This window comes from Micromonospora haikouensis (genome assembly GCF_900091595.1).
GTDB classification, from domain to species: Bacteria; Actinomycetota; Actinomycetes; order Mycobacteriales; family Micromonosporaceae; genus Micromonospora; species Micromonospora haikouensis.
The window spans coordinates 107,747-120,899 of sequence record NZ_FMCW01000010.1; the positions used below are offsets into that span (position 1 = coordinate 107,747).

The 13,153-nt window shown below is 74.5% G+C and carries 10 protein-coding genes; 6 read left to right on the plus strand and 4 right to left on the minus strand.

Annotated elements, in window-relative coordinates:
• Window positions 1–5: 5 nt before the first annotated feature.
• Both GA0070558_RS12205 and GA0070558_RS12210 read left to right on the plus strand, forming a co-directional pair.
• Window positions 6–1,112: an SPFH domain-containing protein gene (locus GA0070558_RS12205; protein WP_077939231.1), complete on the plus strand. Its 1,107-nt coding sequence runs from the start codon at window positions 6–8 to the stop codon at window positions 1,110–1,112.
• A gap of 159 nt (window positions 1,113–1,271) precedes the next feature.
• Entirely contained in the window at window positions 1,272–2,108 is an 837-nt protein-coding gene (locus tag GA0070558_RS12210; protein WP_091278621.1) for a hypothetical protein, read from the plus strand.
• Between the two features lie 22 nt (window positions 2,109–2,130).
• Here GA0070558_RS12210 and GA0070558_RS12215 read toward each other — a convergent pair whose 3' ends face one another.
• Window positions 2,131–2,376 (minus strand): ricin-type beta-trefoil lectin domain protein, encoded by a 246-nt coding sequence (locus tag GA0070558_RS12215; RefSeq protein ID WP_091278623.1) that lies wholly within the window; start codon window positions 2,374–2,376, stop codon window positions 2,131–2,133.
• Window positions 2,377–2,533: 157 nt separating this feature from the next.
• Between GA0070558_RS12215 and GA0070558_RS12220 the strand changes: the two genes are divergently transcribed.
• Window positions 2,534–4,723, plus strand: a complete 2,190-nt coding sequence (locus GA0070558_RS12220; protein ID WP_256091893.1) for a transglycosylase domain-containing protein — start codon at window positions 2,534–2,536, stop codon at window positions 4,721–4,723.
• Between the two features lie 52 nt (window positions 4,724–4,775).
• On the opposite strand, the gene GA0070558_RS12225 is transcribed toward GA0070558_RS12220, so the two are convergent.
• Entirely contained in the window at window positions 4,776–5,426 is a 651-nt protein-coding gene (locus GA0070558_RS12225; protein WP_256091894.1) for a dTMP kinase, read from the minus strand.
• A gap of 156 nt (window positions 5,427–5,582) precedes the next feature.
• Entirely contained in the window at window positions 5,583–7,430 is a 1,848-nt protein-coding gene (locus GA0070558_RS12230) for a thiamine pyrophosphate-requiring protein (RefSeq protein WP_176734191.1), read from the minus strand.
• 120 nt (window positions 7,431–7,550) lie between these two features.
• Here GA0070558_RS12230 and GA0070558_RS12235 point away from each other — a divergent pair, with 120 nt between their 5' ends.
• From GA0070558_RS12235 to GA0070558_RS12245, 3 genes are all read left to right on the plus strand, one after another.
• Complete coding sequence (locus GA0070558_RS12235) at window positions 7,551–8,369, plus strand: TrmH family RNA methyltransferase (protein ID WP_091278897.1); 819 nt, start codon at window positions 7,551–7,553, stop codon at window positions 8,367–8,369.
• A gap of 78 nt (window positions 8,370–8,447) precedes the next feature.
• Window positions 8,448–9,899: an argininosuccinate synthase gene (argG, locus tag GA0070558_RS12240; protein ID WP_077939237.1), complete on the plus strand. Its 1,452-nt coding sequence runs from the start codon at window positions 8,448–8,450 to the stop codon at window positions 9,897–9,899.
• Between the two features lie 99 nt (window positions 9,900–9,998).
• Entirely contained in the window at window positions 9,999–11,795 is a 1,797-nt protein-coding gene (locus GA0070558_RS12245; protein ID WP_091278630.1) for a PucR family transcriptional regulator, read from the plus strand.
• Here the strand turns inward: GA0070558_RS12245 and GA0070558_RS12250 are convergent, their stop codons facing one another.
• The gene (locus GA0070558_RS12250; protein ID WP_091278633.1) at window positions 11,796–13,142 is read right to left on the minus strand and encodes a MurL-like N-terminal domain-containing; all 1,347 of its coding nucleotides are present in this window, start codon (window positions 13,140–13,142) and stop codon (window positions 11,796–11,798) included.
• Between the last annotated feature and the right edge of the window lie 11 nt (window positions 13,143–13,153).

The window sequence follows — 13,153 nt, forward strand, 5'->3', positions numbered from 1 at the left end:
AGGGTATGGAGTTTGTGTCGGTGCTGTTGATCGCCGTGGCGTTGATCGCCATGGTGACCCTGATCAAGGCGGTGCGGATCGTGCCGCAGCAGCGCCAGGACGTGGTGGAGCGGCTCGGCAGGTACAAGCGCACCCTCAACCCGGGCCTGAACCTGCTGGTGCCGTTCATCGACGCGGTGCGCACCAAGGTCGACATGCGCGAGCAGGTGGTCAGCTTCCCGCCCCAGCCGGTGATCACCTCCGACAACCTGGTGGTCTCGATCGACACGGTGCTCTACTTCAAGGTCGTCGACTCGGTCCGGGCCACGTACGAGATCTCGAACTTCCTCCAGGCCATCGAGCAGCTCACCGTCACGACGCTGCGTAACGTGATCGGCTCGCTGGACCTGGAGCGGGCGCTGACCAGCCGGGAGGAGATCAACCGGCACCTGTCGGGCGTGCTGGACGAGACGACCGGCCGGTGGGGCATCAAGGTGACCCGGGTGGAGATCAAGGCGATCGAGCCGCCGCCGAGCATCCGCGACTCGATGGAGAAGCAGATGCGCGCCGAGCGGGACCGCCGCGCCGCGATCCTGAACGCCGAGGGGCACAAGCAGTCGCAGATCCTCACCGCCGAGGGTGAGAAGCAGGCGGCGGTGCTGCGGGCCGACGGTGACCGGCAGGCCCGCATCCTGCAGGCGGAGGGCCAGGCGAAGGCGATCCGCACGGTCTTCGACGCGATCCACCAGGCCAACCCGAGCCAGAAGGTGCTCGCCTACCAATACCTCCAGGCCCTCCCGCAGATCGCCAACGGCACGGCGAACAAGGTCTGGATCGTCCCGGCGGAGCTGACCAAGGCCCTGGAGGGGATGGGCGGCGCGCTGGGCGGGCTGAGCCAGATGGTCGGCGACGCGCCGTCGCCGGAGGCCGCCGACGGGGCGAGCGCCGTCGAGCGCGAGGCCGCCGAGGCCGCGCAGGCGGCGGCGGCCGCGGCCCAGCAGATCCACGACGAGGTACGCGTCGCCGAGGCGCAGGCCACCGGTGGCACCGCCCCGCAGGGCCTGCCGGCCCCGGAGCCGGTCTCCCCGGCGAGCCTGCTGACCGACCCGGCCGACCAGCGCGAACGGGGCTGACGCCCGGCGCTCGCGTCGCCCGCCCGCCGGCCGGGAATGCGAATAATCCTCATGCGGCGCTCCGGTGCCTGACACGATCGGTCCGACAGGACGGGTCGTGACCAGGACCGGGGCGCCGCGGCGCGTCCCGCCCCGCCGACGAGCGCAGCGAGGTGTCGCATGAAGGATCCGCTGGACAAGTTCCTTTCCCGGCCGCCGGTGCCCGGCGCGCACGACCCGGCCGGTCCGCTCGGCACCCGCCGCACGGGCGGCGGGTTCGGGGTGCTGCCGTTCGTCACCGAGCCGGGCCCGGCCGCCCCCGCCACCAACGCCACCTGGGCCTGGTCGCTGCGCCGCTTCGGCCGCGCGTCGGTCTGGCTCCTGCCGGCGTACGCGCTGCTCTACGGCGCCGTCGCGATGGCCAGCGACGGCGGCGTCGGCAACGACCCGTACCCGGCCGACGGCGGTCAGCTCTACCTCGTCGGCTGGGTCGCCGCCGTCTGGCTCGGCCTGCTGGCCCTGCTGGCCCTGACCGGGTTGCTCGCCGCCACCCGCAGCCGCCGGGTGGCCGCCGCGGGCCTGCTGGCCAGCATCGCCGGCACCGTGCTCATGCTGCCCTTCGCCGGGCTGGCCGAGCAGGCCCCCGTCTTCGGCACCACCGCCCGCACGCTCGTCCTGGTCGGTGCCACCTGCTACACGGCGGGCTGGTTCCTCACCGGCTGGGCGGTGGCCCGCTCCGGCATGTTCAGCCTCGGCGACGGCACGATGATGATGATCGCCGCCCCGCTGCTCGGCATCGGTGGCGCGCTGGTCGGCTCGGTGCAGACCTTCGGGGCGATCTTCGTGCTGGTCGCGGGGATCGGCATCGGCTACCGGTCCGGCCGGCTCGTGCCCGCCGCCATCGCCCGGGACGCCGCTAGCGCCAGCGTCGCGACGGCGACCGGCCCTGGGCTGGGGCCGGCGGGCGGCCCGGCCTCCGGCGCCGGGTCGGCCGGCGGCCCGCTCGCCGCCGGCTGACCGATCGTCGGCTGCCAGCCAGCTAGCGCCAGCTCCACCGCTGGTTGTCGGCGGAGCCGCACGTCCAGAGGACGATCTTCGTGCCGTTTGCCGTGGCGGCTCCCGACGCGTCGACGCACAGGCCGGACTGCGCACCCCGGATCGTCCCGTCGGCGTTGACGGTCCACTGCTGGTTGGCCTGGCCGTTGCAGTCCCAGATCACCACCCGCGTGCCGTTGGCGGTGCCCGCGTTGTACGCGTCCAGGCACTTCGTTGTTAGCGCTAACATTGTTGAAAGTCAATGTCCCGTTCCGGATCGCGAAGCCGGACAGGGCCACCGAGCAGGGACGATCCGCACCCAGAACGCCGGCGGCCGCCGGTGAAATAGCCGACAACCCGCCGCCGGAGGTGGTCGGATCGCGGCTTTCGTGGCAACCCTTGGCTGCATGCCGCCACCCCGGTCGCCGCTGTCGCGGCTGTTCACCGTGCTGCTCGCCGGACTGCTCGCCGGCCTCGCGCTGGCCGCCGCCGCGCTGCCGGCCAACCTGCTGCTCGGCTACGCCGCCAAGTCGGCCGTCGGGTCCTACGCGGCCCTGCCCGAGGCGCTGCGCACCCCGACCACCCCGCAGCGGTCGTACCTGTACGCCAACGACGGCAAGACGCTGATCACCACGTTCTACGACGTCAACCGCACCGACGTGCCGCTGGCCGACATCGCCCCGGTGATGCGCGAGGCCATCGTGGCCGCCGAGGACCGGCGCTTCTACTCCCACGGGGGCACCGACCTGCGCGGCATCGCCCGCGCCCTGGTCGCCAACGTCACCGGCGGCGGCACCGAGCAGGGCGGCTCCACGCTGACCATGCAGTACGTGCGCAACGTGCTCAAGACCGACCCGAACCGCACCGCCGAGGAGCGGGCCGCGGCCACCGAGCAGACCGTCGGGCGCAAGCTCCAGGAGATCCGGTACGCCACGGCGCTGGAGCAGCGGCTCAGCAAGGACGAGATCCTCAACCGCTACCTCAACATCGCGTACTTCGGCTCCGGCGCGTACGGCATCGCGGCGGCCAGTCAGCGCTACTTCGCCAAGTCCCCGGCCGAGCTGACCCTGCCCGAGGCGGCGCTGCTCGCCGGCCTGGTGCAGTCGCCCGACGCGTACAGCCCGATCGACGGGGACGCCGACGCGGCCCTGGCCCGGCGGGCGTACGTGCTCGACGCGATGGCCGCCACCGGCAGGATCACCGCCGAGCAGGCGACTGCCGCGAAGACCGCGAAGGTGACCCTGCGCCCCACCCAGCAGCCCAACGGCTGCACCGCCGTCGCCGACGGCCACGACGACTGGGGCTTCTTCTGCGACTACCTGCGCCAGTGGTGGCTCACCCAGCCCGCGTTCGGCGAGACCGTCGCCGAGCGGGAGCAGGCGCTGCGCCGGGGCGGCTACACCGTCGTCACCTCGCTGGACCCGAAGCTCCAGCAGACCGCGCAGCAGCAGGCCACGGCCGTCTACGGGTACGACGACAAGCGTGCCCTGCCCATCGCGGCCGTGCAGCCCGGCACCGGCCGGGTGCTCGCCATGGCGGTCAACCGGCACTACGGCCTCGACGCCAACCCCGACGGGCAGACCAACCACCCCAACACCGTCAACCCGCTGATCTCCGGCGGCGGTGGCGTCGACGGATACCAGGCGGGGTCGACGTTCAAGCTGTTCACCATGCTCGCCGCGCTCGAGAACGGCAAGCAGCTCGCCACCGGCTTCGACGCGCCCAGCCGGCTGCCCACCCGGTACGCCGCCGAGGGGGAGGCCAGCTGCGGCGGCAAGTGGTGCCCCGCCAACGCCAACCCGCAGTGGATGGACGGCTACCGCACCATGTGGGACGGCTTCGGCCGCTCCGTGAACACGTACTTCGTGTGGCTGTCGGAGCAGGTCGGCCCGGCGAAGGTGGTGGAGATGGCCCAGCGCCTCGGCATCACCTTCCGCGCCGAGGCCGACGCCGCCTTCGCCCGCGACAACGCCGCCAACTGGGGATCATTCACCCTCGGGGTGGCGGCCACCACCCCCCTCGACCTCGCCAACGCCTACGCCACCGTGGCCGCCGAGGGGACGTACTGCACGCCCTTGCCCGTGGTGTCGGTGACCGCCGCCGACGGCGACGAGGTCGACGTCGGCGAGCCGTCCTGCCGCCGGGTGCTCGACGCCGACGTGGCCCGGGCGGCCACCGACGCGGCCCGCTGCCCGGTCGGCCAGCAGACCACCTACGGCCAGTGCGACGGCGGCACCGCCACCGCCGTGGACACGATCGTCGGGCGACCGGTCGCCGGCAAGACCGGCAGCTCGGAGGGGGCCGCCACGGAGACGTTCGTCGGCTTCACCCCGCAGGTCGCCGTCGCCGGCATCGCCGCCAACCCCGACGACCCGGGCGACGCGGTCGGCTCGGCCGTGCAGGCGAAGGTCATCGCCGCGGTGGCCCGGACGATCCGCGCCGCCGTGGACGGCCAGCCGGTGCGCGACTTCACCCCGCCCAGCCGGGAACTGGCCGGCGAGGTGCACCGCCCCGCCCCGCAGCCGACGCCCACCCCGAGCCCGCAGGAGACCCTCCCGCCGGACGTGCTGCGCTGGCTCAACCGCGCCCGCGGCTGAGGTGCAAGGAAGGGCCCCCTGTTAACGCTTTCTGTAGAGCAGGGGCCCCTTCTTAACCAGCCGCCGCAGCATCCGGGCCGGAGGAGCCCGCCGCCGCGCCCTGCCCGTCGACCAGCGGCGCGACCACCCCGTCCAGCGCGGCGGCCACCTCGTCGGGGTCGCCGTCGCCGGGCAGCACGACGAATCCGCCGAACTCCGGCAGCGCCCGGTAGGCGGCGTCCAGCGCGCGCAGGTGCGTCAGCTCCTCAGTGTCGATGCCGCGGGCCAGCACCCGCCGCTGGGCGACCTCCGGCGCGACGGCCAGGAAGCAGACCACCGTCGGCGCGGGAAACATCCGGTACGCCGCGCGCACCGCCCGCCCGAACCGGTCGCCCCGGGCCCGCATGATCACGTACTGGCAGTAGGTCCACCGGTCCAGCACCGCCGTGCGCCCGGTCGCCCACGACCAGAGCAGGGTGCGGGCCATCGCGGCCGCGCGCACCGCCGCCTCGACGACCGGATAGCAGGTACGCCCGAACAGCGCCACCCCGTCCGGCCGTCCGACCGCCCGGGCCAGCCTGTTCCACAGCGGCCGACCACCGGCGTTCTCGAAGTACGCGGCCGGTACGCCCCGCGCGGTCAGCCGCCGCGCCAGCGCCCGCGCCTGGGTGGTCTTGCCGGAGCCGTCGACGCCGACGAGCGCGATCAGCACGGGGCGTCTCATGCCCCGCCACCCTACCCACCGCGCGCGACCCGGCCCCCGCCTCACCCGCCCCGCGCGACGCCCCGCGCACCGCGCGACGGGCCGGCCGTCGCGCGGTGCGCGGGTGTGAGAAGGGAACCCTTCTCTACCGTATGCGTTAAGAAGGGGCCCTTCCTTTCACCGCAGGCGGGGGCGCCAGGTGGACACGGCGGCCGGCAGGCCGCGGCGGACGATGCCCGCCCGGTCGGGGTCGCGCAGCACCGCCGCCGCCGTCTTGCGCGCCTGCGCGGCGGTGAAGTGCGGCGGCAGCATCAGCTCGGCCGGGTCCACCATCGCGTTGATCACCGTCGGGCGGTCGGAGGCCAGGGCGCGCCGCCAGGCGTCCGGCACCTGGTCGGGGGAGTCGACCAGGATGCCGTGCAGGCCGAGCACCTCCGCCCACCGGTGGTACGCCACGTCGGGCAGGTCCTGGCTGGCCGGGAACATCGGCGTGCCCTCGCCGGAGCGCTGCTCCCAGCTGACGAACGCCAGGTCCCGGTTGTTGAGCACCAGCACCACGAACCGGGGGTCCGGCCAGCTCCGCCAGTGCTTCGCCACGGTGATCAGCTCGTTGACGCCGTTCATCTGCATCGCCCCGTCGCCGAGCAGGGCGATCAGCGGCCGGTCCGGGTGGGCGAGCTTCGCGGCGATCCCGTACGGCATGGCCCCACCCATCGACAGCAGGGTGCCCGAGAGGCTGGCCAGCATCCCGGGGCGCAGCCGCAGGTGCCGGGCGTACCAGGCGGTGCAGGTGCCGCAGTCCACCGCGAGCATGACGTCACCGGGGAGCTGGTCGTCCAGCGCTGCGAACAGCGCCTGCGGGTTCACCGGGTCGGCGGACTGGCCGGCGATCTCCCGCTGGGCGCGGTGCCAGCCGGCGGTGGCGTCGGCGATGCGCTGCCGCCAGGCGGTCGGGGCGGTGCCGGGGCCCAGCTCGCGCAGCAGCGCCCGCAGGGTGGGGCCGGCGTCGCCGGTGAGGTTGACCTCGGTGGGGTAGCGCAGCCCCAGCCGGGAGCCGTCCACGTCGATCTGCACGCCCCGGGCCTGCCCCTGCGGCGGGTAGAACTCCGAGTACGGCATGTTGCTGCCGACGATCAGCAGCCGGTCGCAGTCGCGCATGAGCTGCCAGCTCGGCCGGGTGCCGAGCAGCCCGATCGCGCCGGTGACCCACGGCTCGCGGTGGTCCACGGCGGTGAAGCCGAGCAGGGCGGTGGCCACGCCCGCACCGAGCCGGTCCGCGACCTGCCGCACCTCGGCCTCCGCGCCCAGGGCGCCCTGGCCGACCAGCATCGCCACCCGCTCGCCGCCGCGCAGCACCTCCGCCGCCCGGCGGACGTCCGCCTCCGGCGGCACGGTCGTGGCGCTGCTCGGCACAGCCGACGTGTGGTAGTAGCCGTGCGCGTGCGGCGGGTCCGGGACGGCCGGCTCGTCCTGCACGTCGGAGGGGAGGACCAGCGCGGTGACCGTGCGCCGGGCCAGCGCCGTCCGGCAGGCCCGGTCCACCAGGTGCCGCACCTGGGACGGGTCGTCGAGCTGGGCCAGGAACGCCGAGGCGACGTCCTTGTAGAGGGCGAGCAGGTCGACCTCCTGGTAGTAGCCGCCCCCCTCGGCGGTCAGCGCGGTGTGCCCCACCAGGGCCACCACCGGCTGGTGGTCGAGCTTCGCGTCGTACAGGCCGTTGAGCAGGTGGATCGCGCCCGGCCCGCTGGTGGCCAGGGCGCAGCCGAGCGGCCCGCCGCCGTACTTGACGTGCGCCGACGCGGCGAAGCCGGCGGTCTCCTCGTGGCGCACCTGGACGAACTCCGCCCGGTCGCCGGCGCGTTGCAGCGCCGAGGTCATCCCGTTGATGCCGTCGCCGGGGTAGCCGAAGTAGCGGCGTACGCCCCACTGGGCCAGCCGGGCCACGATGTGGTCGGCGACGGTGGCGTCCCTGGGCAGCCCGCCGTGCCCGTCCGGTGCCGGCTCGCCGGCCTGGTTCGCGTTCACCCGCAGGGTCCCTCCGGTCGCGTCCGCTGTCCCGGATCACCGTTCCCCGTCGTACGCCGGGAAAACGCCGACCGGCGACCGGCGCTCGGGGCCGGCGGCGCGGTCCGGCAGAATCGCCGGATGCCCGTGCAGCAGATCACCGACCCCGACGACGACCGGATCGCCGACTACCGCGCCCTCACCGACGTGGAGCTGCGCACCCGGTGGGAGCCGCCGCACGGCCTGTTCATCGCCGAGGGGGAGCTGGTGCTGCGCCGGGCGCTGCGGGCCGGCTATCCGGCGCGGTCGTTCCTGGTGGACGCGAAGCGGGTCGACCAGCTGGCCGACCTCGACACCGGCGACGCCCCCGTGTACGCGGCCACCCCGGACGTGCTGGAGAAGGCGACCGGCTTCCACGTGCACCGGGGGGTGCTCGCCTCGTTCCGGCGCAGGCCGCTGCCGGACGTCGCCGGGGTGCTCGCCGCCGCGCGGCGGGTGGCGATCCTGGAGGACGTCAACAACCACACCAACCTCGGCGCGATCTTCCGGGGGGCCGCCGCGCTCGGCGTCGATGCGGTGCTGCTGTCGCCCACCTGCGCCGACCCGCTCTACCGGCGCAGCGTGCGGGTCAGCATGGGCGAGGTCTTCGCGGTGCCGTACGCCAAGTTCGAGCGCTGGCCGGACGGCCTGGACCAGGTGCGCCAGGCGGGGTTCACGGTGCTGGCCCTGACGCCGGCGGTGGACGCGGTGCCGATCCAGCGGTTGACCCCGGCGCAGCGCGCCCGGGCGGCGCTGCTGCTGGGTGCGGAGGGGCCCGGCCTCACGGCGGCGGCCCAGGCCGCCAGCGACGTGCGGGTGGTCGTCCCGATGCGGCGCGGGGTGGACTCGTTGAACGTGGCCGCCGCCGCGGCGGTGGCGTTCTGGGAGCTGGGCCGCGACGACCCGCCGTTCGGCGGGTAGCCACGGGCGGGGAGTGACGCCCGTCGCGTCGGGCGCGTCCGCTTGCATGACCATGCGGCGTGATGAATAATCTTCCCCGTGTCCAAGGTTCTCACCTCCCTGCCCATCGGCGAACGTGTCGGCATCGCCTTCTCCGGCGGCCTCGACACCTCGGTCGCGGTCGCGTGGATGCGCGACAAGGGCGCCGTCCCCTGCGCCTACACGGCCGACATCGGCCAGTACGACGAGCCCGACATCGCCTCGGTGCCCGGCCGCGCGCTCAGCTACGGCGCCGAGGTCGCCCGGCTGGTCGACTGCCGCGCCGCCCTCGTCGAGGAGGGCCTGGCGGCGCTGACCTGCGGCGCGTTCCACATCCGCTCGGGCGGGCGGGCCTACTTCAACACCACGCCGCTGGGCCGGGCCGTGACGGGGACCCTGCTGGTGCGGGCGATGATCTCCGACGACGTGCAGATCTGGGGCGACGGCTCGACGTTCAAGGGCAACGACATCGAGCGGTTCTACCGCTACGGCCTGCTGGCCAACCCGCAGCTGCGCATCTACAAGCCGTGGCTCGACACCGACTTCGTCACCGAGCTGGGCGGGCGCAAGGAGATGTCGGAGTGGCTGCTGGAGCGCGGCCTGCCCTACCGGGACAGCACCGAGAAGGCATACTCGACCGACGCCAACATCTGGGGCGCCACGCACGAGGCCAAGACGCTCGAACACCTGGACACCGGCATCGAGACCGTCGAGCCGATCATGGGCGTCAAGTTCTGGGACCCGGCCGTGGAGATCCCCACCGAGGACGTCACGATCGGCTTCGACCAGGGCCGCCCGGTGACCATCAACGGCAAGGAGTTCGGCAGCCCCGTCGACCTGGTGCTGGAGGCCAACGCCATCGGCGGCCGGCACGGCCTGGGCATGTCCGACCAGATCGAGAACCGGATCATCGAGGCCAAGAGCCGGGGCATCTACGAGGCGCCCGGCATGGCGCTGCTGCACGCCGCGTACGAGCGGCTGGTCAACGCCATCCACAACGAGGACACCCTGGCCAACTACCACAACGAGGGCCGCCGCCTCGGCCGGCTCATGTACGAGGGGCGCTGGCTGGACCCGCAGGCGCTGATGCTGCGCGAGTCGTTGCAGCGCTGGGTCGGCGCAGCGGTCTCCGGCGAGGTGACCCTGCGGCTACGCCGGGGCGAGGACTACTCGATCCTCGACACGACCGGCCCGGCGTTCAGCTACCACCCCGACAAGCTGTCGATGGAGCGCACCGAGGACTCGGCGTTCGGCCCCTCGGACCGCATCGGCCAGCTCACCATGCGCAACCTCGACATCGCCGACTCGCGGGCGAAGCTGGAGCAGTACGCCTCCCTCGGCCTGGTCGGCGGCGCGGCCCCCCAGCGGATGATCGGCGCGGCGCAGGCGGCCTCGACGGGGCTGATCGGCGCGATGCCGCAGGGCGGCGCGGAGGCCATCGCCTCGCGGGGCGTCTCCTCCGCCGACGACGCGGCACTCGACCGCGCCGCGATGGAGCTCGGCGTCGACTGAGCCCCGTCGCGGCGGGGCCGGCGGGTCGCCCGGCATCGGCGGCCCGTACCCCGTCGCGGCCTGTTCAGGATCGGAGTCACGGACGGTAGCGTGTCGCCCGTGTTCCCTACCGTCCGTGAGATCCTCGCGCTCGACCCGATCCGCCACGGCGCGCCCCGCCTGGTGGCCGGGGAGGCCGGCCTGGACCGGCCGGTGCGCTGGGTGCACGTGGCGGAGGTGCCCGACATCGCGTCCCTGCTGCGCGGCGGTGAGCTGGTGCTCACCACCGGCATCGGGCTGCCCGGCGAGGACGCCGGGTTGCGCGCGTTCATCGGCGAGCTGGCCGACGTCGGCGTCTCCGGCCTCGTCGTCGAGCTGGGCCGCCGGTATGTCAGCGGCGTGCCCCGGGTGATGGCCGCCGCCGCGGCCCGGCGCGGGCTGCCCCTGGTCGAGCTGCGCCGGGCCACCCCGTTCGTGCGGGTCACCGAGGCCGTGCACGCGCTGATCGTCGACGCCCAGCTCACCGAGCTGCGGGCGACCGAGGAGATCCACCAGCGGTTCACCGAGCTGTCGGTCGAGGGCGCCGGCCCGGCCGAGGTGGTCCGGCAGGCCGCCGAGCTGTCCGGCTGCCCGGTGGTGCTGGAGAACCTGTCGCGGCAGGTGCTCGCGTACGACCCGGCGGGGCAGAGCGCCGAGCTGCTGCTGGACGGCTGGGAGCAGCACTCCCGGCGGATCAGCCCGCCGGGGCGGACCGCGTACGACGCGGACCGGGGCTGGCTGGTGACCACCGTCGGGGCCCGCGGGCAGGACTGGGGGCGGCTGCTGCTGCGCTGGCCGGGCGGCGGGGAGCTGACCACCGGCGCGCCAGTGCGCGACGGGGCGCCGGAGCCGGGCCCCGCCGACGTCGCCCCGCCGCCGCAGGCCCCGCCGACCCGGCTGACGATCCTCGTCGAGCGGGCCGCCTCCGCGCTCGCGCTGGGCCGGCTGATTTGGCGCGACGCCGAGGGGCTGGAGCGGCAGATCCACCGGACGCTGCTCACCGCCCTCCTGGACCACTCCCGCCCGGTCGACGAGGTGGCCCTGCGCGCGCGGGCGCTGGGGGTGGTGCTGGAGCGCCGGCACCTCGTCGGCGTGGTGGTGCGCTACCGCGGCGACGAGCCGGCCGCCGACGGGACCCCGCCGGAGGGGCCCGCACCGGTGGACCCGGAGGCGGGGCCGGCCCGGCTGCGGGACCTGTCGGAGGCGGTCGGGCAGGCCCTGCGCGAGGCGAAGCTGACCGGGCTGAGCAGCGCCGTCGACGACCAGTCGGTGGGCGTGCTGCTCGCCCTGCCCGACCCGGCGGCGGAGGAACGGGCGCTGGCCGGCTTCGCCGCCGCGCTGCGCCGCAACCGGGTCGACGCCGCCGGGCCGAGGGCCGCCGAGCCCGCACCGGCCCGGACGCCCGAGCCCGCCCGGGGGAACGGTGCGGGCGCGGTGATCGTCGCCGCCGGCTCCGGGGTGGGCAGCCTGCGGGAGGCGCGCCGCTCGCTGGTCGAGGCGCGGCAGGTCGCCGACGCGGCCCGCCGGGACCGCCGGGACCTGCCGATCTTCCGGCTGCCGCACGTCGGGCTGGCCGGCCTGCTGCACCTGCTGCGCGACGAGCCGCGCCTGCAGACGTTCGTTGAGCGCGAGCTGGGTGCCCTGCTGGCGTACGACGCCCGGCACCCCCGCGAGCAGCTGCTCGGCACCCTGCGGGCGTACCTGGAGCAGGGGCGCAACAAGTCGGCGGCGGCCGCCGCCGCGCACCTGTCCCGGCCGGCGTTCTACGAGCGGCTGGCCCGCATCGCCCGGATCCTCGACGCCGACCTCGACTCGGTGGAGGTGTGCCTGTCCCTGCACGTGGCCCTGCTGGCCCTGGACGCCGTCCGCGCCCCCTGATCAGCCGGGCAGGAGGGCCTTCGCGTAGGCGGAGGGGACGAAGTGGGGGCCGCCGGGGGTGAAGACGTCCGAGGTGGCCGCCGCCGACCAGGCCGTCTCCGGCACCGCGTCGACCAGGGCCCGCACGACCGGGGCGGCGCGCCACTGCTCCTGCTCGGCGAGGAGGCCCAGCGCCACCACCGACTCCTCGACCTCGCCGACGCACTCGAACGGCTTGTGCCCGTCCACGCCGAGCAGCTCCCGGTAGCCGGGGAGCTGGGACTCGTCGGCCAGCAGGTCGCCGCCGAAGATCCGCACGACCCGCTCGCGCGGCATGAACGGGGCCATGGCCAGGAACACGAACCGGCACTTCGGGCAGTCGCGGCACCAGCGCTCGCTCGCGTCGCGCAGCTTGAACGCGGCGTTGCAGCTGGTCACCACGTCGTCGTACCGGTCGATCTCGGCGAAGAGCCGGGCGATGTGCAGCTCGGACAGCGAGCGCAGCAGCGAGAAGTAGGGCTCGGTGAGCCCGGCGTGCTCGGCCAGCGCCGCCCGCAGCAGCCCCTCGGCCTCCACCCCCTTGGACCACTGGTGGTTGATCTCGTGGCCGTTCCAGACCAGGTTGGGGTCGGACGCGGACCGCTCGTTGGACATCACCACCGGGCCGAGCCCGTTGAGCACGGCCGTGGCGACCGCGATCAGCGAGTTGATCGCGGTGACCGGGATGTGCCCGTTGCGGGCCCCGGCGGCGTTGAGGTCGAACAGCACCGGGTCGATGCGCCGCCGCGCCGCGAGGGCGGCCAGCCCGGACGCCTCGTTGACCGCGACGATGACGTGGTTCGGGTTGACCGAGAACGGCACCGGGTCGAGTCCGGCGCGGCGCAGCGCCTCCAGGCTGACGATGGAGTCCTTGCCCCCGCCGACGGCCGACAGGGGGCGCAGGTCGGAGTTGTCGTACGCCCGCGCGGGCGACACCGAGCCCGCGGGGATCTCCGGGGTCAGCTCCAGCACGTGCGGGAGCTGGTTGCGGTAGGCGTACTCGGCGAGGCCCTTGGTGTAGACGGCCGTGACCAGCGCGGCGGCGGCCCCGCCCAGCGGCGCCGGCAGCACCAGCCGGCGGGGCGCGGCGGCCTTGTAGTAGCTGACGCCGGCGACGACGTGCAGCAGCTCCAGCACCCGGCCGAGGATGGCGACCGTCGCGTCGGACGGCGGTTCGGCCGGCAGGGGGAGGGTGATCGCCTCGGTGAACCGCTGCTCGCCGCCGGGGCCGGTGAGGGCGTAGTCGAACAACGCCTCGCCGGTGGCGAGGTCGATCGAGTAGGACGGGAAGGTGAAGGCGTCCATCCGCCGGAGCTGCTCGTTGGGCACACGCCATACTA

Bases quoted from the DNA above. Each gene is read 5' to 3' on its own strand.
- GA0070558_RS12205 (WP_077939231.1), top strand. From the start codon at position 6: ATGGAGTTTGTGTCGGTGCTGTTGATCGCCGTGGCGTTGATCGCCATG.
- GA0070558_RS12210 (WP_091278621.1), top strand. From the start codon at position 1,272: ATGAAGGATCCGCTGGACAAGTTCCTTTCCCGGCCGCCGGTGCCCGGC.
- GA0070558_RS12215 (WP_091278623.1), bottom strand. From the start codon at position 2,376: ATGTTAGCGCTAACAACGAAGTGCCTGGACGCGTACAACGCGGGCACC.
- GA0070558_RS12220 (WP_256091893.1), top strand. From the start codon at position 2,534: ATGCCGCCACCCCGGTCGCCGCTGTCGCGGCTGTTCACCGTGCTGCTC.
- GA0070558_RS12225 (WP_256091894.1), bottom strand. From the start codon at position 5,426: ATGAGACGCCCCGTGCTGATCGCGCTCGTCGGCGTCGACGGCTCCGGC.
- GA0070558_RS12235 (WP_091278897.1), top strand. From the start codon at position 7,551: ATGCCCGTGCAGCAGATCACCGACCCCGACGACGACCGGATCGCCGAC.